At 59.2% G+C, this 23325-nt stretch carries 18 protein-coding genes and 1 rRNA gene; 12 read left to right on the top strand and 7 right to left on the bottom strand.

Annotated elements, in window-relative coordinates:
- Positions 1–118: 118 nt before the first annotated feature.
- Together rrf and mrdA are read left to right on the top strand one after the other, a co-directional pair.
- Positions 119–234: ribosomal RNA gene (rrf, locus tag AF70_RS21325) — 5S ribosomal RNA — on the top strand.
- A gap of 241 nt (positions 235–475) precedes the next feature.
- Entirely contained in the window at positions 476–2368 is a 1893-nt protein-coding gene (gene mrdA, locus AF70_RS21320; protein ID WP_019582845.1) for a penicillin-binding protein 2, read from the top strand.
- 11 nt (positions 2369–2379) lie between these two features.
- Here the strand turns inward: mrdA and AF70_RS21315 are convergent, their stop codons facing one another.
- Positions 2380–3339, bottom strand: coding sequence for a LysR family transcriptional regulator (locus AF70_RS21315; protein ID WP_028939826.1), 960 nt, complete (start codon positions 3337–3339; stop codon positions 2380–2382).
- A gap of 121 nt (positions 3340–3460) precedes the next feature.
- Between AF70_RS21315 and AF70_RS21310 the strand changes: the two genes are divergently transcribed.
- A complete protein-coding gene (locus tag AF70_RS21310; protein WP_019582843.1) occupies positions 3461–4216 on the top strand; it encodes a class II aldolase/adducin family protein in 756 nt (251 codons plus the stop codon).
- Between the two features lie 229 nt (positions 4217–4445).
- Here AF70_RS21310 and AF70_RS21305 read toward each other — a convergent pair whose 3' ends face one another.
- From AF70_RS21305 to mfd, 3 genes are read right to left on the bottom strand one after another with little or no spacing between them, the layout of a single operon-like run.
- Positions 4446–7136, bottom strand: a complete 2691-nt coding sequence (locus AF70_RS21305) for a DEAD/DEAH box helicase (RefSeq protein ID WP_028939825.1) — start codon at positions 7134–7136, stop codon at positions 4446–4448.
- A gap of 11 nt (positions 7137–7147) precedes the next feature.
- Positions 7148–7726 carry a CsiV family protein gene (locus tag AF70_RS21300; protein WP_028939824.1) on the bottom strand — a complete coding sequence of 193 codons (579 nt, stop codon included), beginning with the start codon at positions 7724–7726 and terminating at the stop codon, positions 7148–7150.
- A gap of 10 nt (positions 7727–7736) precedes the next feature.
- On the bottom strand, positions 7737–11186 hold the full coding sequence (gene mfd, locus AF70_RS21295) for a transcription-repair coupling factor (protein ID WP_018930293.1): 3450 nt from the start codon (positions 11184–11186) through the stop codon (positions 7737–7739).
- Positions 11187–11540: 354 nt separating this feature from the next.
- Here mfd and AF70_RS21290 point away from each other — a divergent pair, with 354 nt between their 5' ends.
- On the top strand, positions 11541–13004 hold the full coding sequence (locus AF70_RS21290; RefSeq protein ID WP_026331975.1) for a glyceraldehyde-3-phosphate dehydrogenase: 1464 nt from the start codon (positions 11541–11543) through the stop codon (positions 13002–13004).
- A gap of 99 nt (positions 13005–13103) precedes the next feature.
- On the opposite strand, the gene AF70_RS21285 is transcribed toward AF70_RS21290, so the two are convergent.
- The 3 genes from AF70_RS21285 to AF70_RS21275 all read right to left on the bottom strand — a co-directional run bounded on the left by AF70_RS21285 (position 13104) and on the right by AF70_RS21275 (position 15332).
- Positions 13104–13793, bottom strand: a complete 690-nt coding sequence (locus AF70_RS21285; protein WP_019582840.1) for an endonuclease — start codon at positions 13791–13793, stop codon at positions 13104–13106.
- A 4-nt stretch (positions 13794–13797) separates the two neighbouring features.
- Complete coding sequence (locus AF70_RS21280) at positions 13798–14088, bottom strand: DUF1654 domain-containing protein (RefSeq protein WP_007940214.1); 291 nt, start codon at positions 14086–14088, stop codon at positions 13798–13800.
- A gap of 155 nt (positions 14089–14243) precedes the next feature.
- Complete coding sequence (locus AF70_RS21275) at positions 14244–15332, bottom strand: asparaginase (RefSeq protein WP_019582839.1); 1089 nt, start codon at positions 15330–15332, stop codon at positions 14244–14246.
- Positions 15333–15666: 334 nt separating this feature from the next.
- Here AF70_RS21275 and AF70_RS21270 point away from each other — a divergent pair, with 334 nt between their 5' ends.
- The 8 genes from AF70_RS21270 to AF70_RS21235 all read left to right on the top strand — a co-directional run bounded on the left by AF70_RS21270 (position 15667) and on the right by AF70_RS21235 (position 23299).
- The gene (locus tag AF70_RS21270; protein WP_028939823.1) at positions 15667–16119 is read left to right on the top strand and encodes a hypothetical protein; all 453 of its coding nucleotides are present in this window, start codon (positions 15667–15669) and stop codon (positions 16117–16119) included.
- Between the two features lie 175 nt (positions 16120–16294).
- Positions 16295–17251, top strand: coding sequence for a sugar ABC transporter substrate-binding protein (locus AF70_RS21265; RefSeq protein WP_028939822.1), 957 nt, complete (start codon positions 16295–16297; stop codon positions 17249–17251).
- Positions 17252–17307: 56 nt separating this feature from the next.
- Positions 17308–18861, top strand: coding sequence for a sugar ABC transporter ATP-binding protein (locus AF70_RS21260; RefSeq protein ID WP_028939821.1), 1554 nt, complete (start codon positions 17308–17310; stop codon positions 18859–18861).
- On the top strand, positions 18858–19835 hold the full coding sequence (locus AF70_RS21255) for an ABC transporter permease (RefSeq protein WP_007940220.1): 978 nt from the start codon (positions 18858–18860) through the stop codon (positions 19833–19835). The genes AF70_RS21260 and AF70_RS21255 overlap by 4 nt, the downstream gene beginning before the upstream one ends.
- Positions 19836–19838: 3 nt before the next feature.
- On the top strand, positions 19839–20858 hold the full coding sequence (locus tag AF70_RS21250; protein ID WP_028939820.1) for a LacI family DNA-binding transcriptional regulator: 1020 nt from the start codon (positions 19839–19841) through the stop codon (positions 20856–20858).
- 60 nt (positions 20859–20918) lie between these two features.
- On the top strand, positions 20919–21836 hold the full coding sequence (gene rbsK, locus AF70_RS21245; protein WP_028939819.1) for a ribokinase: 918 nt from the start codon (positions 20919–20921) through the stop codon (positions 21834–21836).
- Positions 21833–22237, top strand: coding sequence for a D-ribose pyranase (gene rbsD, locus AF70_RS21240; protein ID WP_019582833.1), 405 nt, complete (start codon positions 21833–21835; stop codon positions 22235–22237). The genes rbsK and rbsD overlap by 4 nt, the downstream gene beginning before the upstream one ends.
- 33 nt (positions 22238–22270) lie before the next feature.
- Positions 22271–23299, top strand: coding sequence for a nucleoside hydrolase (locus tag AF70_RS21235; RefSeq protein WP_028939818.1), 1029 nt, complete (start codon positions 22271–22273; stop codon positions 23297–23299).
- Positions 23300–23325 lie beyond the last annotated feature (26 nt).

Here is a 23325-nt window from a genome sequence, read left to right as displayed (position 1 = left end):
CAGATTGCGGTGTGTGAAGACGCAATGAACCGAAAGTTCGCACCATTCACAAAAGCCGCACAAACTATCGCATACCCAATTTGCTGAAGCGTCGAAAGACGGTTCGGTACCCGAATTTCTTGACGACCATAGAGCATTGGAACCACCTGATCCCATCCCGAACTCAGAAGTGAAACGATGCATCGCCGATGGTAGTGTGGGGTTTCCCCATGTGAGAGTAGGTCATCGTCAAGATTAAATTCCGAAACCCCTATCTGCGTATGCAGGTAGGGGTTTTGTTTTGCCCGCAGGAAAGTGCTTTGGCAACAGAAGGCTAGCGGATGGCCATCCCTGGTAACGGTCGCATCGTTCGTGAAACTTCGGCAGAGCGCGCTAAAAACCACGCCGTTTTTGGTATGGTGCAGCTCGTTTCAACGGACTGACTGCAAGCCTACGGATCGGTACTCCCGTTTATAGTCAAAGAGTTGCTGCAGAAATGCCCGAACCGATACCAATCAAGGACCACGAGAAAGAGACGCTCCTGGTCAACAAAAGACTGATGGCCTGCGCCTTGTTCGTCGCCGCCATTACTTGCGCGCTGGTGGTGCGCATGTACGTCCTGCAGGTTGTCGAGTTCGACTATCACTCGACAATCTCCGAAAACAACCGCGTCCATGTCCTGCCGATCACTCCAACTCGTGGGCTGATCTACGACCGCAATGGTGTGGTCCTGGCAGACAACCGGCCCAGCTTCAACCTGACCATCACCCGCGAACGCGCTTCTGATGTCAAACGCGAGCTGGATGAAGTGGTCAACCTCCTGCACCTGCCGGCCGAGGACCGTACGCTGTTCGACAAGGCGATGAAGCAGGCCAGGCACCCCTTCGTCCCGGTCACGCTGTTCTATGAGCTCAGCGAAGAACAGATAGCCGTACTCGCGGTCAACGAGTTCCGTCTACCCGGAATCGATGTAGAGCCGCAGTTCGTTCGCCACTACCCCATGGGCGCGCACTTTGCGCATTCGATCGGCTACGTCGGTCGCATTAACGAAAAAGAATCCAAAGCCCTGGACACGGTGGAATACCGTGGCACCCAATCCATTGGCAAAACCGGTATCGAGAAATTCTACGAATCAGAATTGCACGGCCATGTGGGTTACGAAGAAGTCGAAACCAATGCTCAGGGCCGCGTGCTGCGAGTGCTCAAGCATACCGACCCGATCCCCGGCAAAAACATCGTCCTGAGCCTCGACGTCAAACTTCAGGAAGCCGCCGAGGAGGCATTGGGCGATCGGCGTGGCTCGGTGGTCGCTCTAGATCCGTCGACTGGCGAAGTATTGGCCATGGTCAGCAAGCCAAGCTTCGACCCGAACCTGTTTGTGACGGGCATCAGCTTCAAGGAATACGCGGCACTGCACGACTCCATCGACCGGCCGCTGTTCAACCGTGTGCTGCGCGGGCTCTACGCACCTGGCTCGACCATCAAGCCGGAAGTGGCGATCGCCGGCCTCGACGCCGGAGTCGTAACCCCGCAGACCCGAGTCTTCGATCCGGGCTATTACCAGTTACCGGATTTTGATCATAAATACCGTAACTGGAATCACAGTGGTGATGGCTGGGTGAACATGGACACGGCGATCATGCGCTCCAACGACACCTACTTCTACGATCTGGCCCACAAGCTGGGCATTGATCGTCTGCACGACTACATGGCGATGTTCGGCCTTGGCGAGAAGGTCTCGCTGGACATGTTCGAAGAGTCTCCCGGGTTAATGCCGTCTCAGGCCTGGAAGCGCGCCACGCGGCGACAGGCATGGTTTCCCGGCGAGACAGTGATCCTCGGCATTGGCCAGGGCTACATGCAGGTCACTCCTCTGCAGCTGGCACAGGCCACCGCGCTGATCGCCAACAAAGGTGTATGGAACCGGCCGCACCTGGCCAAGACCGTGGATGGCGTCGCGCCGGTGGACGAGCATCCGATGCCGAACATCCTGCTCAAGGATCCGCGTGACTGGGAGCAGGTCAATCACGGCATGCAGATGGTGATGCACGACGCCCGCGGGATTGCCCGAGCGGCGGCACAGGGCGCGCAGTACCGCATCGCCGGCAAAAGTGGCACCGCGCAAGTGGTGGCGATCAAGCAGGGTGAGCGCTACAACCGGGCGAAAACCCTGGAGCGCAACCGCGACAACGCCTTGTTCGTCGGATTTGCTCCGGCCGAACATCCGCAGATTGTCATCTCGGTGATGATCGAAAACGGTGAAGCCGGTGGTCGCGTCGCCGGCCCTGTGGTGCGGCAGATCATGGATGCTTGGCTACTCGATCAGGACGGCCACCTGAAGCCGCAATACGCCGCGCCGAGCAAAGCCCCGGGCGACCCTCACGTTTAAGGATCAAGGCTTCACAGCACAGGCTCACGAATGCTGAGCATGTGCTGGAAGCTTTCCAGGAACACGGTTTCGGCCTGACTCATCTTCTGCTCGCGATTCCACAACAGCTGGATATCGAAATCCACCACGCCATCTTCCGGCGGCAAACGCCAGAGCAAACCTTGCTCGACATCCCTGCGCACCAGATGAGTCGGTAGACACCCAATACCAAACCCTGCGCAAGTCAAGCGGTAAATCTCTTCGAAACTGGTGGATGAGGCAACGATCTTGCCGGTAAAGCCTTGTTGGTCGCGAAACAGTGTCAGGGGTGAAAGGTTGCCGCCGAGCTGATCGCTGGTGAAGCTGACGAAGTTCTCCGTAGCAAGTTGATCCAGGGTCAGATTCCTTTGTCCGAAAAGTCGATGACGCTGTCCGCAAAAGTACGCATAGCGCTCGCGAAGCAGCACTCGCTGTTCTAGCCGCGGCTGTGGTAAACGACACAATCCGACGCCGATGGTCGCGGTTTTTTGCAGCAGCGAACTGATGATGTTCGAGCTGCCCATCACCTCGACTTCCAGCTCGATTTTCGGGTGGGTTTCGTGGAAATCGGCGAGGAACTCATCATAGTGCCGTGCTTGCACGCCGCTGACGGTGAGGATGCGAATCTTGCCGACCACGTCGTCGTGCCGACTCTCCAGCACCGTTCCCAGGCGCGAAATATCGCCGTAAATGTCTGTCGCAATGCGCAGGACTTCTTCCCCGGTCTTCGTCAGGTCGAACCGTCGCCCACTGCGGGCGATCAACACACATTCCAGTTGTTCTTCCAGACGCTTCAACGCCTGGCTGACCGCCGACTGGGTGATGTGCAGTCGCGCGGCAGCCCGACTCATGCTGCCTTCCTGGCTGATCACCAGATAAGTGCGCAGCAGGTTCCAGTCCAGACGGTCATTCAGAAAGCGACGACCGACCCAAGGGTTAGAGCTTGAGGGCATAAAACTCCATGTAGTAGCAGTTCTAATAATAAAGATAAGAATATGAAATTTTACTAATCCTTGCATGGAAGCGATAAAGCTCACAAGCGCCACAGAGTGCGCTGACTAAAGAGGTGCATTCGTGAGCAAACCTGAACACATCGGCACGGTTGAATGGCAAGCCCGTTGCGAACTGGCCGCGCTGTATCGTCTGGTCGCGCACTTTCGCATGACCGACCTGATCGACACCCACATTACCCTGCGGATTCCAGGGCCTGAGCATCACTTTCTGATCAACCGCTACGGGGTTATTTTCGACCGCATGCGCGCCTCGGATCTGGTCCGCATCGATCAGGAAGGGCGAGTGGTCGATCCGGCCTATGAAGGTCATCGAGTCAATGCAGCAGGCTTTGTGATCCACTCAGCAATCCACATGGCTCGTCCTGACCTGAATTGTGTGATCCATACCCACACGGCTGCCGGCATGGCCGTCGCCGCGCAGAAGCACGGCTTGTTGCCGATCAGTCAGCACGCGTTGAAGTTTTACGGCAAGTTGGCGTATCACACCTATGAAGGCATTGCCCTATCGCTGGATGAGCGCGAGCGTCTGATTGCCGATCTGGGGCCGCATCGGGCGATGATCCTACGTAATCACGGACTGCTGGTCGGTGGCTCCGGCGTGGCCCAGGCATTTCAGGAAATTCACTTCCTGGAGCGTGCCTGTCAGGCACAGGTTCAAGCGCTGGCCGGTGGTTCGGCGCTGCATTACCCGTCTCCGGAAGTCTGTGAGCACACCGCCGAACAGTTTGACCGCGATGAACAGGACAACATCATCGACCTGGCCTGGGAGGCCGCTCTGACCCTGATCGAGTCCCAGCGCGAGTCCTACTTATCGTAAACTCTGTCATCAACAGCATTGTTTTGCTGTCCCGCGAAGGCGTCAGCACATTCAATATCGGCGTTGACTGAGACACAGCCTTCGCGGGCAAGTCGGGTCGCCGCATCGCTCGCTCCTGCAGGAGGACATGTTCGATTTCAGAAGACCCCTTTCGCGAGCAAGTTCCCGCAGGATTGCTGCTCACCCTGTGGGGGCAAGCTTGCTCGCAATGGTGATCTGACTATCCCTGCTACTTATCAATTTTTTCCGGCAACGGCGCAAACAACGCCTCGATATCATCGCTCTGCAGCTTCCAGTCCCCGGTCTTGCGTCCATCCAGCACGCCTGCGGCCAGATCGGATTTTTCCTTCTGTAGATGCTGAATCTTCTCTTCCACCGTGCCCCTGGCAATCATCTTGTAGACGAACACCGGCTTCTCCTGACCAATGCGATACGCACGATCCGTCGCCTGATTTTCCGTCGCCGGGTTCCACCAAGGGTCGTAGTGAATCACCGTATCGGCTTCGGTCAGGTTCAGGCCCACACCGCCAGCCTTCAAACTGATCAGAAAGATCTGACGCTTGCCGCTCTGGAATTCCTTGACTGGCGTGCGTCGGTCACGGGTCTGGCCGGTCAGGATCGCATACGCCACGCCGCGTTTGTTCAGCTCGTCCTCGATCAGCGACAACATTGAGGTGAACTGCGAGAACAGCAGAATCCGCCGACCTTCCTCGAACAGCTCTTCAAGCATTTCCATCAGGCTATCGAGTTTGCCGGAGGTGCTGCCGCGAGCGGGCAGGGCAGCATCGTTGACTAGGCGCAAATCACAGCACACCTGACGCAGCTTCAGCAGTGCCTCAAGAATGATGATCTGGCTGCGTGCCACGCCTTTGCGGGTGATCTCGTCGCGGACTTTTTTGTCCATGGCCAGGCGCATGGTTTCGTACACATCGCGCTGGGCTTCGTTGAGCTCGACCCAATGGACGATTTCGGTTTTCGGCGGCAGTTCGGTGGCCACTTGTTCCTTGGTCCGGCGCAGCAGGAACGGTTTGATCCGACCGTTCAGGTGTTGAAGTCGTACTTCACTGGCACGCTTTTCTATCGGTACGCGGTAATCGCGGTTGAAGCTTTTCACATCACCGAGCCAACCCGGCAGCAGGAAGTGGAACAGCGACCACAGCTCGCCCAAGTGGTTTTCCAGCGGCGTGCCACTCAGGCACAAACGCTGGCGAGCATTCAGCTCACGGGCCGCATGGGCGGCCTTGCTGTTGGGGTTCTTGATGTACTGCGCTTCATCCAGCACCAGTACGTGCAACGGCTGCGCGGCTAGACGTTCGACGTCCTTGGGCAGCAGTGCATAGGTGGTCAGGATCAGGTCGTAATCAGCCAGATTGTCGAAATGCTTTTTGCGACTGGCACCGTACAGCGCCAGCACTTTGAGTTGCGGCGTGAAATGCGCCGCTTCGTCGAGCCAGTTCGGAATCAGGCTGGTGGGCATGACCACCATGCACGGCCGATCGAGGCGCCCGGCATTCTTCTCGCTGAGAATGTGCGCCAGGGTTTGTAGGGTTTTGCCCAGGCCCATGTCGTCCGCGAGAATCCCGCCGACCTCCAGTTGTCGCAACGACTGCATCCAGCTCAGGCCTTCCAGCTGATACGGGCGCAGGGTGGCATTCAGGCCCTCGGGCGCTGCGGCGGTGTGGTCCTTGATGTCGCGCAGGCGCTGGGCAAAGGTGCGGATCTGCTCGCCACCTTCCCAGAGCAGCGGCAGGCCTTCCAGCGGGTTCAGTCGCGTGGCGTCGGCCTTGCTCAGGCGCAGCGTGGTTTCGCCGGGCTCTTGCAGGTAAAACTCACCAAGGGTGGCCAGCACTGGTTTCAGGCGGCCGAAGGGCAGGGCGACCTGCAGCGGGCCCTGGTCGGTGCTGCGGCGTTGCGGAATGTTCACCAGGATCAGTTCGTCGTCACGACGTCGGGCGAGCCGTTCCGGGTTGAGGATTTCGGTGTGGGAGCGCATCAGGTTCAACAGGATCGGCAGCAGGCTCAGGCGTTCGCCGTTGACGATGATCCCCAGTTCCAGGTCGAACCAGTCGCGTTCCGGAGCCTGCTCGACGGTGGCGTACCAGTCGTCCACGGCAGTCAGGTCGAAGCCGAAATCCTCGTCGATCTGCAACTCCCAGCCTTGGGTGCGCAACTTCGGCAGCTCATTGAGGGTGAAGGTCAGCCAGGCGCTGTCGTTGACCATCTCGTAGAGTTCGCCGGCACTTTCCGGCAAGGCCTTGCTTTGTCGGGTGGCGACTTTGAAACCGAGGATCCGCAGCTGCTCCCTGTAGGTCTGTTCGACTTCCGGGTGACGTTTTATCCGCAGCGTCTGTGTTTCCTGACGAATCAGGATGTCAGCGTTTTTCTGTCCGCTGACGTATTCGTCCAGATAGCTGAAGGACAGCGCCGCGCGATGCTGAATGTAACGCTGCATTTTGCCGTTGCGCGGTTCGAAGGCGCTGAACTCGATGCTCGCCAGCCACAGGCGCGGCACCGGTTGCACGTTGTCCACCAGCACTTGCGGCGGTGCTTTCGGGCTACGGTTTTCCAATACGGCCTGAAGTTTTTCCAGCAGTTCGGCGTCTTTCGCGGCCGCCGGATACGCGAGGGTTTCCTGCACTTGCAGTAGCACCGCCGCGCAATGTTTGCAGTTGCTGTGAACCGGGCAGGTGCACGTGGCGTCGATCATCAGCAAGGTGCCTTTGGCCGACTCGCGCAGGCGAATGGTCTGACGGTAAACGTTACCGCCAGAGCCTTCGCAACTGGCGGTGATGGTGGCGTCGCCGACTTCGACGATCCTGACGCGGTTCTCCAGTGCGTAGCGGCGGCCACGCTCCAGGCTCTGTTCCTTGAATCGGCTGACCCAGGATGTTGCCAGGGGTTTGCTCAGGGTCGGGGGCATAAAGAAGTCAATCAGTCCGGAATTTCATCAGGGACTGGCCGAGGCGCAGGGGCGGTCAGCGAGGTGATCTTGATCAACAGGCCCAGGTGGCCATTGTCGAGGAAGTTCAGCAGGCCGTTCTTGGTGTGGCTTTCCTGCTTCAGGCGTTCGCTGGCGGTGACCATGCCGTTGGCGTCAATCTGATTGACCCAGAAGTCGGCGTCGACGTCAGTGAAACGCCCCAGTTTCAGGTTCAACGTGCCCTCGATCGGGAATTGGCCAAACTGTTCCTTGCCTTCGCTGATTGCGATTTTGCTGGCTTCTTCACCCAGGTGCTGTTGCCAGGCCTTGTGCAGCAACACCGTGTACTCGTTGCTGGCGGTGAGCTTTTCCACTTCGGCATTCAGGCTTGGCGTACGAAAGCTGTCGGGGCTGATGCGTTGGGCTCCGGCAGCCCAGTCTTCTGGCGCGGCGCGGCTGACGATGGCAGGCACGGCGTTTTGCCGTACCAGAATCATTTCAACCTGATACAGATCATCGGCAAACGCGGTCGAGGCGAGCAGCGACATCAACAACGTCATCAGCAAGGTCAGTGAGCGAAACAGGCGCATGCGGCGTCCTTCAAGCAGTGGTCGGAATGAGGCGCTCGAATAGCGCCTCTACAGTATTAAAGCGTTCTTCCGGGCGCTCCATGGGCACGAGGAATTTGAACATTGTGGCGCCTTCGAATTTGTAGCGTTTGGGCTGGCTCTGGATCAGTTTGATCAGTGTCAGCGGGTCGACCGGGGTCTGTGCCGCGAACTCGATCCGACCACCTTGCGGGCCGCCGTCGACTTTCTTGATGCCCAGCTGTTCGGCTTGCAATTTCAGCGCCGTGATCCGCACCAGGTTCTTGGTCGGTTCCGGCAACAGGCCGAAGCGGTCGATCATCTCCACTTGCAGGTCCTTGAGGCCTTCCTCATCGGTGGCCGAGGCAATGCGTTTGTAGAGAATCAGTCGAGCATGAACGTCCGGCAGGTAGTCTTCGGGAATCAACGCCGGTACACGCAGATTGACTTCCGGACCGCCGCCCAGCGGTTGATCGAGGTTCGGCTGTTCGCCCTTGCGGATCGACTTCACTGCACGCTCGAGCATTTCCATGTACAGCGTGAAACCCACGGCCTGGATCTGCCCGCTCTGGCCGTCGCCCAGCAGTTCGCCGGCACCACGGATTTCCAGGTCGTTGGTGGCGAGCACGAAGCCCGCGCCGAGGTCCTGGGTATTGGCGATCGCTTCCAGACGTTTTTCCGCATCGGGAGTGATTTGCTGGCGCGGGGGTGTCAGCAGGTAAGCATACGCCTGGTGGTGACTGCGACCGACCCGGCCACGCAACTGGTGCAACTGGGCCAGGCCGAACTTGTCGGCGCGTTCGATGATGATGGTATTTGCGCTCGGCACGTCGATGCCGGTCTCGATGATGGTCGAGGCGATCAGCACGTTGAAGCGCTTGTGATAGAAGTCGCTCATCACTTGTTCGAGTTCGCGTTCGCGCATCTGCCCGTGGCCAATGCCGATCCGCGCTTCCGGCACCAGTTCGGCGAGGTCGGCGGCGCATTTCTCGATGGTCTTCACGTCATTGTGCAGGTAGTAGACCTGGCCGCCACGCAGCAACTCACGCAGCAGGGCCTCTTTGACCGTGCTCTTGTTCTGTTCCATGACGAAGGTACGCACCGACAAACGACGGGCCGGCGGTGTGGCGATGATCGACAGGTCGCGCATGCCCGACACCGCCATGTTCAGCGTGCGCGGAATCGGCGTTGCGGTCAGTGTCAGGATGTCAACTTCACTGCGCAGTGCCTTGAGCTGTTCTTTCTGACGGACACCGAAACGGTGCTCTTCGTCGATGATCACCAGCCCCAGGTTTTTGATTTTTACGTCGTCTTGCAGCAGCTTGTGTGTGCCGATCACGATGTCGATCTTGCCTTCGGCCAGGTCCGCAACCGCGGCGTTCACTTCCTTGGCCGACTTGAAACGGCTCATCACTTCCACGGTCACCGGCCAATCGGCGAAGCGGTCGCGGAAGCTGTTGTAGTGTTGCTGGGCGAGCAGGGTGGTCGGCACCAGAATCGCCACCTGACGACCGCCGTGCACCGCGATGAACGCCGCGCGCATGGCCACTTCGGTCTTGCCGAAACCGACGTCGCCGCAGACCAGCCGATCCATCGGTTTGGGCGCGAGCATGTCTTCGCGCACCGCTTCGATGGTGGTTTGCTGGTCCGGGGTTTCTTCGAACGGGAAACCGGCGCTGAAGGTCGCGTAATCGGCTTTCGGGTCGGCGAAGGCATAACCCTCGCGAGCGGCGCGGCGGGCATAGATGTCGAGCAACTCGGCGGCCACGTCGCGCACCTGTTCGGCGGCTTTGCGCTTGGCTTTCTGCCAGGTCTCGGAGCCGAGGCGGTGCAGCGGCGCGAGGGCATCGTCACTGCCGGTGTAGCGGGCGATCAGGTGCAGGTTGGCTACCGGCACGTACAGCTTGGCGCCTTCGGCGTATTCGAGGGTCAGGAACTCGGCGGCCTGGTTGTCGATTTCCAGGATCGTCAGCCCCAGATAGCGGCCGACGCCATGATCGATGTGCACCACCGGCGCACCTTCGCGCAGCTCGGTGAGGTTTTTGATCACCGCATCGTTGTTCGCGTCGGCGCGTTTCTCGCGGCGACGGCGCTGCATTACGCGCTGACCGAACAATGGGCTTTCGGCAACCAGGGCCAGCGCTGGGTCGTCCAGCAACAGGCCTTCGTCGAGTGGTGCAATGGTGATCGCCAAGCGCTCTTTGCTGGCGACAAAGTCCGGCCAGCTGTCGACGGTTTTCGGTCGCAGCTTCAAGCGTTCGAGCAATTCCAGCAGCACTTCACGACGGCCCGCGGACTCGGCGGTAAACAGCACGCGGCCGGGGAATTCGTCGAGGAAACTGGCCAGCGCCGCCAACGGCTGAGTGGCCTTGGCTTCGATGGCCAGGTTCGGCAGCGGCTGAGCCGGGAAGCGTTCGCGGCCGACACCGGTTTCGACGTCTTGTTGACTGGCCACCACACGGGGCCAGCTCTTCAGGCGCGCAAAGCAGTCTTCCACCGGCAGGAACAACTCGGCCGGTGGCAATAAAGGACGGGACGGATCGACGCGGCGTTCTTCATAGCGGTTACGCACATCATTCCAGAAATTCTCCGCGGCCTGTTCGATGCCCGGCAGGGAAAACACTTGCGTGTCCTGGGGCAGGTAATCGAACAGGGTGGAGGTTTCCTCGAAGAACAGCGGCAGGTAGTACTCGATGCCCGCCGGCGTAATCCCGCTGCTCAAATCCTGGAAAATCGGGCAGCGACGGAAGTCGACATCGAAGCGCTCGCGAAACCGCGCCTTGAAGCGGGTCACGGCTTCTTTCTGCAGCGGGAATTCCTTGGCCGGTAACAGCTTGACCGAGTCGACCTTGTCGATGGAACGCTGGTTTTCCGGGTCGAAAGTGCGCAGGGTCTCGATTTCGTCGTCGAACAGGTCGATGCGATAAGGCAGCTTGCTGCCCATCGGGAACAGGTCGATCAGCGAGCCGCGCACGGTGAATTCGCCATGCTCGTACACGGTATCGACGTAGCGATAACCGGTGGCTTCAAGCCGGGTGCGCATCTGCTCGACATCGAGTTTCTGGCCGACATCCAGCACCAGGCTGCTGCCGAGCAGGAATTTGGTCGGCGCCAGGCGATGCAGGGCAGTGGTGATCGGCACCACCAGAACGCCATGCGCCAGCTCCGGCAACCGATACAGGCTGGCGATACGCTGCGAGATGATGTCCTGGTGTGGCGAGAACAGGTCGTAGGGCAGGGTTTCCCAGTCGGGGAAGTGCAGAACAGGCAAATCCGGGGCGAAGAAACTCAGCTCCTGTTCCAGCCGTTCGGCACTCTGGCTGTCGGCGGTCAGTAGCAAGGTAAAGCGCTTGGCAGCGCTGGCGGCCTCGGCGATGGCCAGGCTCAGGGCTGCACCGGGCAGGTTGCCCCAGTGCTGTTTACCTGCCGCGGCAGGGAGAAGCGGTAGACGCAGAACGGGCACGGAAGGTTGAGCTCCAAGCGTTGCGACAAAGTCGGTAATTGTAACGGTCTCGAGTGCCGGCTGTCAGTTGCAGACTGTGTCTATATACACAGGTTGAGCAAAATGTAGTGGTAATGACAAAAACTGGCGATTTAATACTGAAAATGTAGTGCCAAAACCGCCCAGTGTTACGGAGGGTTACGGACACTGTAGCGTTATCGTCGAAAAATTGACTGTGCTGAAAGCCCCGTATTTACTGGGCTGGCGCGGGGCGTGATTTTTTTGAACGGAATTTTGTTACCGCTCGTGCGACAGGCGCGCATTGCTACGGGAGGCTCTCGGCGGCATAATGTAGCCCCTTTTTTCTGCCCCTACATGTGGAAGGTTACCGTGACTCAGAAGCCCGACCAGTGTCTTGGTGAATGGATCGACCGTGAAGCACTCGCAGAAGCGATGATTCCGCTTATCGGTCAGCTTTACCGCAATAACAACGTGGTGAGCTCGATCTATGGCCGCAGTCTGATCAACCAGTCTGTCATCGCGATTCTCAAAGCTCACCGCTTTGCTCGCCATCGCCAGTCCGATGACAGCGAATTGTCCGTCCACGAAACATTCCCGCTGCTCAAGGCAATGAGCGAACTCAAGCTCGGCGCTGCTTCGGTAGATTTGGGCAAGTTGGCCGTCAAGTTCAAGGCCGAAGGCAATGGCCGTACCGCCGAAGCGTTCGTCCGTGACGAACTGGCTGATGTGGTCGGCAAGCAGAATGGTTCCGGTCGTACCGGCACCGACGTTGTCCTGTACGGCTTCGGTCGTATCGGTCGTCTGCTGGCGCGCATCCTGATCGAGAAAACCGGTGGTGGCGACGGCCTGCGTCTGCGTGCCATCGTTGTCCGCAAGGGCGCCGAGAACGATCTGGTCAAGCGTGCCAGCCTGCTGCGTCGCGACTCGGTGCACGGTTCGTTCAACGGCACCATCACCATCGATGAAGCCAACAACACCATCACCGCTAACGGCAACCTGATCCAGGTTATCTACGCGAAGAACCCGACTGAAGTGGACTACACCCAGTACGGCATCAAAAACGCGCTGCTGGTGGACAACACCGGTGTATGGCGTGACGCCGACGGCCTGGGCCAGCACCTGGCCTGCCCGGGTATCGACCGCGTTGTTCTGACCGCGCCTGGTAAAGGCAAGCTGAAGAACATCGTTCACGGTATCAACCACGGTGAAATCACCGCTGACGACAAGATCGTTTCTGCCGCTTCCTGCACCACCAACGCCATCGTGCCGGTGCTGAAAGCGGTCAACGACAAGTTCGGCATCGTCAACGGTCACGTTGAAACGGTTCACTCGTACACCAACGACCAGAACCTGATCGACAACTTCCACAAAGGCAATCGTCGTGGCCGTAGCGCCGCGTTGAACATGGTGATCACCGAGACCGGTGCTGCCACTGCTGCCGCCAAGGCGCTGCCTGAACTGGCCGGCAAGCTGACCGGTAACGCGATTCGTGTTCCGACGCCAAACGTGTCGATGGCCATTCTCAACCTGAACCTTGAGAAAGCCACCACCCGTGAAGAGATGAACGAGTACCTGCGCTACATGGCGCTGCACTCCGATCTGCATAAGCAAATCGACTTCGTCAACTCGCAGGAAGTGGTTTCCACCGACTTCGTGGGCTCGCGCCACGCAGGCGTAGTGGACGCTGAAGCGACCATCTGCAACGACAACCGCGTTGTTCTGTACGTTTGGTACGACAACGAGTTCGGTTACAGCTGCCAGGTAGTTCGCGTGATGGAAGACATGGCCGGTGTAAACCCGCCAGCATTCCCGCGCTAAGCCTTAGCCGCACATGAAAACGCCCCGACTTCGGTCGGGGCGTTTTTGTTTGGGCGCCCGGCGAGGGCGCAATCTGCCGGGGAAAGTCCTGGCAGCCGGTTAGCCGCAGGCCTTCATGTCTACTGGCCCGACAAACTCATTGCCGCGGCCCATCACGCACGCCACGCTCTGATTGCGCTGACGTTCCCAGGCCTGAACCGGGTAGGTCTTGTTCCAGGCTTCGTACAATTGCCGATCCTGTTTCGACAGGCGCAAGCCGTACTGTTTGCTCATGTAGAAATACGTTCGGGCGATCATGCCGCGAATGGAAGGCCGGGGCATGACCTTCTTCGCCTTGAAGTCGACCTGAGTCAGGCATGAGCCATATTGACCCGATTGCACGGGTAGCCAGCCGAAACTGAAATTGCTCCGATCGCCATTCACTTCGCCGATGCTGGGCACCAGATTGTGCAGGTCGGCCTCCGCTTTTTGATAGGTTGGGTCGTAGCGCGTGCAGTTCTTGCGACCTCCCTGTTGCCAGCACTGACGCTGATGGCCGATCTGCCAGGCCGGGACAATGTGTTCCCACTCGATGCGCGAGGCGCGCTTGGCGTTTTTGCGTGGCACATAACCACAGGCGGCGAGGTTCACGCGGTTGCCGGTGTATTTGCAGCCGCAATAAAACTCGGTGGATTGCGGAGCGTACAACTTCCAGGCGACTTTCTTGGCTTCGTTGAAGGTGCGTGGGGCGCCAGCCTGGGCACCAAGGGTGATGAGCAGAAACAGCAAGGCAAACCAGCGGACGCTCATTAACTCAATCTTCCTTCGGCACAACCCAGAAAATCTGCACGCCGCCATCGTCGCGATGGGCGAGGGTGACGTTGTCGTTCTCGTCGATTTCTTCGAGCAAACGCTCCCACTCATCCACGGGCTCGTCCGGAAGACGGAAGATCAGTGCGGCTTTGGCTTTCTGGGCGGTGGGGGAATTGATGATTTTCTGAACGCGCATACCCAGGCGTTCGTAAGCGTCAGGAGAGGCGGAGGTAGTGGCCACGGAGTTATCCTTATTAAGCTGTACGTGCATACAGTATTTAACTGTAGGCATTTTCGCAACTGCTTAAAATTCAAGAAAATCCTCTGACAGTGGTTTTTTCCGTTTGGTGTAGGACGAAGGGAGATTTTTTATCGGAAAGAGGTCGTGAACCACTCGCCAGGACTGGCGAGTGGTGCCCGACCGCGAACGGGTCGGGCGAGGGCGTATCAGTACTCCCAGAACATCCGTTGCAGCTCTTTGCTGTCGTTGGTCTTGGTCAGTGCGACCATGGCCAGGATGCGGGCTTTTTGCGGGTTCAGGTCGTTGGCCACAACCCAGTCGTACTTGTCGTCAGGTTGTTCGGCGTTACGCAGGACGAAACCACCGGCGTTGACGTGGGAAGAGCGAATGATTTGCACGCCGTCCTTGCGCAAGGCCTGCAGGGCAGGGACCACGCGGGATGAGACCGAGCCATTACCGGTGCCGGCATGGATGATGGCTTTGGCGCCTGATTGAGCCAGGGCTTTGTAGGCGGTGTCGCTGACATTGCCATAGGAGTAGGCAATTTCCACGTCAGGCAGGCTCTTGATGGTTTTGATGTCGAATTCCGAGTCCATGGTGTGGCGCTTGGCCGGTAGACGGAACCAGTAGGATTTTCCTTCGACCACCATGCCCAACGGGCCCCAGGCGCTTTTGAACGCCTCGGTCTTGATGTTGATCATTTTGCTGACATCGCGACCCGACTGGATTTCATCGTTCATGGTCACCAGTACACCTTTGCCGCGCGCGTCTTTGCTGCTGGCCACGGCGACGGCGTTGTACAGGTTCAGCATGCCGTCGGCCGACATGGCAGTGCCAGGGCGCATGGAGCCGACGACGATAATCGGCTTGTCGGTTTTTTCCACCAGGTTCAGGAAGTAAGCGGTTTCTTCCAGGGTGTCGGTACCGTGGGTGATGACAATGCCATCGACGTCTTTGCTGTCGGCCAGTTCAGCCACGCGACGTCCCAGTTGCAGCAGGTTGTCGTTGGTGATGCTTTCGGATGCGATCTGCATGACTTGTTCGCCGCGAACGTTGGCCAATTGGCTCAGTTCCGGAACTCCTGCGATCAATTGTTCGATGCCGACTTTCGCCGCTTGGTAGGTGGCGCTGTTGGCGGCGCTGGCGCCCGCGCCGGCAATGGTGCCGCCGGTGGCCAGGATTACCACGTTCGCCAGTTTCTGTCGGGTTTCGACTTCTTTTGCCTGAAGAGCGGTAGGCAGAAGCATAAGCAGGGCCAAAGCGCCCGGAATAAAAGTGTTGAAGGCAGATTTCATTATTGTTTTCTCTAGTAGTGAGACGGTGCAGATGCAGGTTCATCTAGAAGCGCCCCAAGCAGATCTGAACGCCGGGGGTGGAGAGGAAGAGCAGGATCTGTACCAGTCGGGCGCTGGAGAGGGTGATCTTTTAACCTGATGATTTTTATCAATATTGTTGCCGTGGCTGGCGATACTTCGCGCCTGGCTGTCCGGGTTTCCGAATATGTTCAGCTTTTATGTTCGGCTCACCGACCTTCATTGAGAAGGTCGCCTTGCAAAATCGAAAATCGGTGCTAAAGAAAACCCCGCGCAGGTCGATGCTCCTTTAAAGGATCTTTTTTCAGGAGTTCACATGTCGTTTACTGTCGGTTTTGCAAATGCGGGTGCAATCACTATCGGGGGCAAGTCCCCGGCGACCATCAACGACTTGAGTGAAGCGACATCCGACGCCTCGACCCAGGCGCTGGGTGAAGAGCAGGGCGATGACAATCAGGTCAGAACCGGTGGCGGCGCGGCGGCTCAGAGCGAAAGCAAATCCGAGAAAACCAGCACTCAGAGTATTGCGGTGCAGGTATTGCTCAAGCGCATGCAGGAACTGCAGCAGCAACTGCGCGAACAACAGCAACAACTGGCGGCCGCTCAGGCAGCGAATTATCCGACCCCGGAAGCCAAGGCCACGGCTGTCATGACGATCCAGGGGCAAATCGCCGATACCAGTGCTGCGCTCGCGCAAGTGACAGGCAATCTGGTCAAGGAGCTGGCCAAGGATTCCAGCAGCGGCGGTCTGGTCAACACCACGGCGTGAGGCAAAACGGGTTGGCTTTTGCCTACCGAGACACGGAACGGGGCGTTGACAAATCTCGGCAGGGTTCGCATAGTTCGGTCTACGCAAACGTTTGCGCGGTCGCCGTCGATGGGTTCATCCATTGATGATCCAGCGTAAGCGTTGCCAAGAATAATCATAAGATCGGAGTGAACCCATGAAGCTGCCATTCGCTGGACGTCTTCTCGCTGTCGCTATGCTGGCTGCCGCATCCGCCGCGTTGCCTGTCTCTTCGGCATTCGCCGCAACCCCTGAAAAACCTAAAATCGCGCTGGTCATGAAATCCTTGGCCAACGAGTTCTTCCTGACCATGGAAGACGGCGCCAAGGCCTACCAGAAAGACCACTCCGGCGACTTCGAGCTGATCTCCAACGGCATCAAGGACGAAACGGACACGGCCGGCCAGACGCGCATCGTCGAGCAAATGATCCTGTCCAAGGTCAACGCACTGGTCATCGCTCCGGCAGACTCCAAGGCCATGGTCCCGGTCATCAAGAAAGCAGTCGATGCCGGTATCACCGTGATCAACATCGATAACCAGCTGGACCCGGCTGTCGTCAAAAGCAAAAACATCACCGTTCCATTCGTAGGCCCGGACAACCGCAAAGGCGCGCGTCTGGTGGGTGAATACCTGGCCAAGCAGCTGAAGGCCGGTGACGAAGTCGGCATCATCGAAGGCGTTTCCACCACCACCAACGCCCAGCAGCGCACTGCCGGCTTCAAGGATGCGATGGAGGCGGCGCAGATCAAAGTCGTGTCCCTGCAGTCCGGTGATTGGGAAATCGACAAGGGCGGCAAGGTGGCCTCGTCGATGCTCAGCGAATACCCGAACATCAAGGCCCTGCTGGCCGGCAACGACAGCATGGCGGTCGGCGCGGTCTCTGCCGTGCGTGCCGCCGGTAAGGCCGGCAAGGTGCAAGTGGTCGGTTACGACAACATCAATGCGATCAAGCCAATGCTCAAGGACGGTCGCGTCCTGGCCACCGCCGACCAGTTTGCTGCCCGGCAAGCAGTGTTCGGCATCGAGACCGCGCTGAAAATCATCAAAGGCGAGAAAGTCGATAGCGGCGCCAACGGCGTCATCGAAACTCCGGTAGAGCTGGTTACCAAGTAGTCTTTCTGGCGACACAACGGTGCTCGCCCCTTGGGGCGGGCGCATGGAGAGTTTTTATGTCAGTTTCCGCCCCGAACGCTGTCCTCTCGGTCAGCGGTATCGGTAAGACCTACGCTCAACCAGTCCTGACCGGCATCGACCTGACGCTGATGCGCGGCGAAGTGCTGGCGCTGACCGGCGAGAATGGCGCCGGCAAAAGTACGCTGTCGAAAATCATTGGCGGGTTGGTCGCGCCGACCACCGGCCAGATGCGATTCCAGGGTCAGGATTACTGCCCCGGCAGCCGCAGCCAGGCTGAAAAGCTGGGCGTGCGCATGGTCATGCAAGAACTCAATCTGTTGCCGACATTGTCGGTGGCGGAAAACCTGTTCCTCGACAACCTGCCCAGCCTCGGTGGCTGGATCAGCCGCAAGCAACTGCGCAGGGCGGCGATCGAGGCCATGGCTCAGGTCGGCCTCGACGCCATCGATCCGGACACCCTGGTCGGTGAGCTGGGTATCGGTCACCAGCAGATGGTGGAAATCGCCCGCAACCTGATCGGCGATTGCCATGTGCTGATCCTCGACGAGCCGACCGCGATGCTGACGGCCCGTGAAGTTGAAATGCTCTTCGAGCAGATCACTCGCCTGCAGGCGCGCGGCGTGGCGATCATCTACATTTCCCACCGCCTCGAAGAACTGGCACGGGTGGCCCAGCGCATCGCGGTATTGCGCGACGGCAACCTGGTCTGTGTCGAGCCGATGGCCAATTACAACAGCGAGCAACTGGTCACCCTGATGGTCGGCCGTGAGCTGGGCGAGCACATCGACATGGGCCCGCGCAATATCGGCGCCCCGGCGCTGACAGTCAAAGGGCTGACCCGTTCCGACAAGGTTCGCGATGTGTCCTTCGAAGTGCGCGCCGGCGAGATCTTCGGGATCTCCGGTTTGATCGGGGCAGGGCGCACCGAATTGCTGCGCCTGATCTTCGGTGCCGATACAGCCGACAGCGGCACCGTTGCGCTGGGTTCGCCGGCTCAGGTGGTGGATATTCGTTCACCGGCCGACGCGGTCGGTCATGGCATCGCGCTGATCACCGAAGATCGCAAGGGCGAGGGCCTGCTGTTGACGCAATCGATCAGCGCCAATATTGCCCTGGGCAATATGCCGGTGATTTCCAGCGGCGGCTTCGTCAACAACGGTGACGAGATGTCGCTGGCCCAGCGTCAGATCGATGCCATGCGCATTCGCAGTTCCAGCCCGACGCAATTGGTCTCGGAATTGTCCGGCGGCAATCAGCAGAAAGTGGTGATCGGCCGTTGGCTCGAACGCGACTGCACGGTGATGCTGTTCGACGAGCCGACCCGAGGCATCGACGTCGGCGCCAAGTTCGACATCTATACATTGCTCGGTGAGTTGACCCGTCAGGGCAAAGCATTGGTGGTGGTGTCCAGCGACCTGCGCGAACTGATGCTGATCTGTGACCGCATTGGCGTGCTGTCGGCAGGGCGTCTGATTGACACCTTCGAACGTGACAGCTGGACCCAGGATGATTTGCTTGCCGCCGCGTTCGCCGGCTACCAAAAACGTGATGCGTTGCTCAACGAAGCAGCGCCTAGGGATCTTCCATGAATACTGCAACTCTGGTCGGCAAACGTAGTGGCAATTTTTACGGCCTCGGCACTTACCTGGGCCTGGCCGGTGCCTTGCTGGCGATGGTCGCGCTGTTCTCTGTGTTGAGCAGCCATTTCCTGTCTTACGACACCTTCAGCACCCTGGCCAACCAGATTCCCGATCTGATGGTGCTGGCGGTCGGCATGACCTTCGTATTGATCATCGGCGGAATCGATTTGTCGGTGGGTTCGGTGCTGGCGCTGGCGGCGTCGACAGTCAGCGTGGCGATTCTCGGCTGGGGCTGGAGCGTGCTGCCGGCGGCGTTGTTGGGAATGGGCGCCGCGGCACTGGCGGGCACCATCACCGGTTCGATTACCGTGGCCTGGCGGATTCCGTCATTCATCGTGTCCCTCGGTGTGCTGGAAATGGCGCGGGGCCTGGCATACCAGATGACCGGTTCGCGCACCGCCTATATCGGTGATGCCTTCGCCTGGCTGTCCAACCCGATCGCGTTCGGCATCTCGCCGTCGTTCATCATTGCCTTGCTGATTATCTTCATCGCCCAGGCTGTGCTGACGCGTACGGTGTTCGGTCGTTACCTGATCGGCATCGGCACCAATGAAGAGGCGGTACGTCTGGCGGGGATCAATCCGAAGCCCTACAAGATCCTGGTGTTCAGCCTGATGGGGCTGTTGGCCGGTATCGCTGCATTGTTTCAGATTTCTCGCCTGGAGGCGGCGGACCCGAATGCCGGCTCCGGTCTGGAGCTGCAAGTGATCGCCGCGGTGGTGATCGGCGGTACCAGCCTGATGGGCGGGCGCGGTTCGGTGATCAGCACCTTCTTCGGTGTGTTGATCATTTCCGTACTGGCGGCGGGTTTGGCGCAGATCGGCGCGACCGAGCCAACCAAGCGCATCATTACCGGTGCGGTTATCGTGGTGGCGGTGGTGCTCGATACCTATCGCAGTCAGCGCGCAAGCCGGCGGACCTGAGTCATGGCAACGATCAAGGATGTAGCGGCACTCGCGGGCATTTCCTACACCACGGTTTCCCATGTGGTGAACAAGACGCGGCCAGTCAGTGAGGAAGTACGGATCAAGGTCGAGGCGGCAATCAAAAGCCTCGACTACGTGCCCAGCGCCGTGGCTCGCTCGTTGAAGGCGAAAACCACCGCGACCATCGGGCTGCTGGTGCCCAACAGCCTCAACCCGTACTTCGCCGAGCTGGCCCGTGGCATCGAGGATTACTGCGAGCGCAATGGCTATTGCGTCATTCTCTGCAATTCCGATGACAACCTGGACAAGCAGCGCAGCTACCTTCGTGTGCTGCTGGAAAAACGCATCGACGGCTTGATCGTAGCGTCTGCCGGTGGTGACAGCAGCCTGGCCGAAGGCCTGACGGGCGTGCGTACGCCGATGGTGATCGTCGACCGTGACCTGGAGGGTGTCGACGCCGACCTGGTGCGCATCGATCACGAATACGGCGCCTATCTGGCGACCCGGCACTTGTTGGATCTGGGGCATCGGGACATCGCCACGATTGGCGGCCCGGCGAGTACCAGTGTGGCGCAGATGCGTCTGGCCGGTTATTGCCGGGCGCTGAAAGAGGCGGGCGTCGAGGTGCTGCGCGAGCGCATGCTGGAAAGCGACTTCACCAGCACCGGCGGTTACAACGCCGCCGCGATCCTGCTGGAAAAGAACCCGCCTAGCGCGATCTTCGCCGGCAACGACATGATCGGCATCGGTGTGTTGCGTGCGGCTGCCGAGCGCAATATTCGTGTGCCCACCGAGCTGTCGGTAATCGGATTCGACGATATCCAGATGAGTCGTTACGTCTATCCGGCGTTGACCACCGTGGGCCAGTCAATCCTGCAACTTGGCGAGATGGCGGCCGAGGTGTTGCTGCGCAGGATCGCCGCGCCGGATCTGGCGACCGATCAGCGCATCGTGACGCCCAGTATTGTCCTGCGCGAATCGACCGCGCCGCTGGCCGGTGTGTTTGCCCAATATCGCTGAGCCGAAAGCACCGCTAAACAAAAAAAACACCGCTGAAATCGAATTGATGAGTAAAGATGTATGCCAGCAAAAGTAGTGGTAATAGGCAGCCTGAACATGGACCTGGTGACCCGGGCGCCACGGCTGCCCCGTGGTGGTGAAACGCTGATCGGCCAGTCATTTGCCACGGTTTCCGGCGGCAAGGGCGCGAACCAGGCCGTGGCTGCGGCGCGGCTGGGAGCGCAGGTGTCGATGGTCGGTTGTGTCGGCAGCGATGCTTATGGCGAAGCGCTGCGCGGAGCGCTGTTGGCCGAGCGGATCGATTGCCAGGCCGTCAGTACGGTCGAGGATTCCAGCGGTGTGGCGTTGATCGTGGTCGATGACAACAGTCAGAACGCGATCGTGATTGTTGCCGGTGCCAACGGCGCGCTGACCCCTGAGGTGATCGACCGTTTCGACAACGTATTGCAGACGGCAGATGTCATCATCTGTCAGCTGGAAGTGCCGGATGCCACAGTCGGCCATGCTTTGAAACGCGGTCGTGAGCTGGGCAAGACCGTGATCCTCAATCCGGCACCGGCCAGTCGCCCGCTGCCGGCGGATTGGTATGCGGCCATTGATTACCTGATTCCCAACGAAAGCGAAGCGTCGGCCTTGAGCGATTTGCCGGTGGATTCACTGAGTACTGCCGAAGCTGCCGCGACCCGCTTGATCGCCATGGGCGCCGGTAAGGTGATCATCACCCTTGGTGCTCAGGGATCGCTGTTCGCCAATGGCACACGCTTCGAGCATTTCCCGGCACCGAAAGTGAAGGCGGTCGATACCACCGCGGCTGGCGACACGTTTGTCGGTGGTTTCGCAGCGGCCCTGGCGGCCGGCAAAAGCGAGGCCGAGGCGATCCGTTTCGGTCAGGTCGCCGCTGCGCTGTCGGTCACCCGGGCTGGCGCGCAACCTTCGATTCCTACCTTGTCCGACGTACAGGCGTTTAAAGCACCATGAAAAAGACACCTTTGCTCAACGTTGCGTTGTCGCGGCTGATCGCATCCCTGGGTCATGGCGATACTGTCGTGATCGGCGATGCCGGCCTGCCGGTTCCGCCCGGCGTTGAATTGATTGACCTGGCCTTGACCCACGGCATTCCGGATTTCATCAGTACCTTGAAGGTCGTGCTCAGCGAAATGCAGGTCGAAAGCCATGTGCTGGCCCATGAAATTCTGGACAAAAAACCTTCGGCCTTGAGCACGCTGGATGAACTGAATGCCGACGGTGCGCTGGGCCGGCGTGAACTGCTCAGCCATGACCAATTCAAAGCGCTCAGCCGACAGGCACGGGCGATTGTTCGTACAGGCGAATGTCAGCCGTACTGCAACATCATTTTGGTGGCTGGCGTAACGTTCTAACTTTCCGTTCTTCCCACGCACAAGGAGTGCGCTATGCATCGCTATGCCCAGAAACTGCATCACCTGCTTCGGAGTCTGCTGCTCTTGTCCCTGATTACCGCAACAAGCGCCTACGCGGCGGAAAAGATCGACTTGATCATCGACACCGATCCGGGTGCCGACGACGTGGTCGCCTTGCTGTTTGCCCTGGCCTCGCCGGAAGAGCTGAACATTCGTGCGCTGACCACCGTCGCTGGCAACGTGCGTCTGGACAAGACTTCGCGTAATGCGCGTCTGGCCCGCGAATGGGCGGGCCGCGAAGAAGTGCCTGTTTACGCGGGTGCACCGAAACCGCTGATGCGCACGCCGATCTATGCCGAGAACATCCACGGCAAGGAAGGTCTGTCGGGCGTCACCGTGCACGAGCCGAAGAAAGGCCTGGCCAAAGGCAATGCGGTCAACTACCTGATCGATACCCTGAAAACCGCCAAGCCCCATAGCATCACCATCGCCATGCTCGGCCCACAGACCAACCTGGCCCTGGCGCTGATCCAGGAACCTGAAATCGTTCAGGGCATCAAGGAAGTGGTGATCATGGGCGGTGCGCACTTCAACGGCGGCAACATCACCCCGGTGGCCGAGTTCAACCTGTTCGCCGACCCACAGGCGGCGGAAGTGGTGCTCAAAAGTGGCGTCAAGCTGACGTATCTCCCGCTGGACGTGACCCACAAAATCCTCACCAGTGACGCGCGCCTGAAGCAGATCGCTGCACTGAACAACAATGCCAGCAAGCTGGTGGGCGATATTCTCAACGAATACGTCAAAGGTGACATGGAGCACTACGGCATTCCGGGTGGCCCGGTGCATGACGCCACGGTCATCGCTTACCTGCTCAAACCGGAACTGTTTACCGGTCGCTCGGTAAATGTGGTGGTCGACAGTCGCGAAGGGCCGACCTTCGGTCAGACCATTGTCGACTGGTATGACGGCCTGAAGGCGCCGAAGAATGCCTTCTGGGTTGAAAATGGCGACGCCCAGGGCTTCTTCGACCTGCTGGCCCAGCGCCTGGCTCGCTTGAAGTAATCCAAAGACCCGCAGGTGCCAGCCTG

The organism is Pseudomonas sp. KD5 (assembly GCF_012932895.1).
Lineage (GTDB): Bacteria > Pseudomonadota > Gammaproteobacteria > Pseudomonadales > Pseudomonadaceae > Aquipseudomonas.
This window is presented reverse-complemented; position numbering and strand designations above follow the sequence as displayed.

What these genes read in the sequence shown, in the direction of transcription:
- AF70_RS21255 (WP_007940220.1), top strand. Translation starts at nt 18,858, where the DNA reads ATGAATACTGCAACTCTGGTCGGCAAACGTAGTGGCAATTTTTACGGC.
- AF70_RS21300 (WP_028939824.1), bottom strand. Translation starts at nt 7,726, where the DNA reads ATGCGCCTGTTTCGCTCACTGACCTTGCTGATGACGTTGTTGATGTCG.
- AF70_RS21305 (WP_028939825.1), bottom strand. Translation starts at nt 7,136, where the DNA reads ATGCCCCCGACCCTGAGCAAACCCCTGGCAACATCCTGGGTCAGCCGA.
- rbsK (WP_028939819.1), top strand. Translation starts at nt 20,919, where the DNA reads ATGCCAGCAAAAGTAGTGGTAATAGGCAGCCTGAACATGGACCTGGTG.
- AF70_RS21290 (WP_026331975.1), top strand. Translation starts at nt 11,541, where the DNA reads ATGTGGAAGGTTACCGTGACTCAGAAGCCCGACCAGTGTCTTGGTGAA.
- AF70_RS21280 (WP_007940214.1), bottom strand. Translation starts at nt 14,088, where the DNA reads ATGCCTACAGTTAAATACTGTATGCACGTACAGCTTAATAAGGATAAC.
- AF70_RS21315 (WP_028939826.1), bottom strand. Translation starts at nt 3,339, where the DNA reads ATGCCCTCAAGCTCTAACCCTTGGGTCGGTCGTCGCTTTCTGAATGAC.
- mrdA (WP_019582845.1), top strand. Translation starts at nt 476, where the DNA reads ATGCCCGAACCGATACCAATCAAGGACCACGAGAAAGAGACGCTCCTG.
- AF70_RS21285 (WP_019582840.1), bottom strand. Translation starts at nt 13,793, where the DNA reads ATGAGCGTCCGCTGGTTTGCCTTGCTGTTTCTGCTCATCACCCTTGGT.
- AF70_RS21265 (WP_028939822.1), top strand. Translation starts at nt 16,295, where the DNA reads ATGAAGCTGCCATTCGCTGGACGTCTTCTCGCTGTCGCTATGCTGGCT.
- AF70_RS21270 (WP_028939823.1), top strand. Translation starts at nt 15,667, where the DNA reads ATGTCGTTTACTGTCGGTTTTGCAAATGCGGGTGCAATCACTATCGGG.
- rbsD (WP_019582833.1), top strand. Translation starts at nt 21,833, where the DNA reads ATGAAAAAGACACCTTTGCTCAACGTTGCGTTGTCGCGGCTGATCGCA.
- AF70_RS21275 (WP_019582839.1), bottom strand. Translation starts at nt 15,332, where the DNA reads ATGAAATCTGCCTTCAACACTTTTATTCCGGGCGCTTTGGCCCTGCTT.
- AF70_RS21235 (WP_028939818.1), top strand. Translation starts at nt 22,271, where the DNA reads ATGCATCGCTATGCCCAGAAACTGCATCACCTGCTTCGGAGTCTGCTG.
- AF70_RS21260 (WP_028939821.1), top strand. Translation starts at nt 17,308, where the DNA reads ATGTCAGTTTCCGCCCCGAACGCTGTCCTCTCGGTCAGCGGTATCGGT.
- AF70_RS21250 (WP_028939820.1), top strand. Translation starts at nt 19,839, where the DNA reads ATGGCAACGATCAAGGATGTAGCGGCACTCGCGGGCATTTCCTACACC.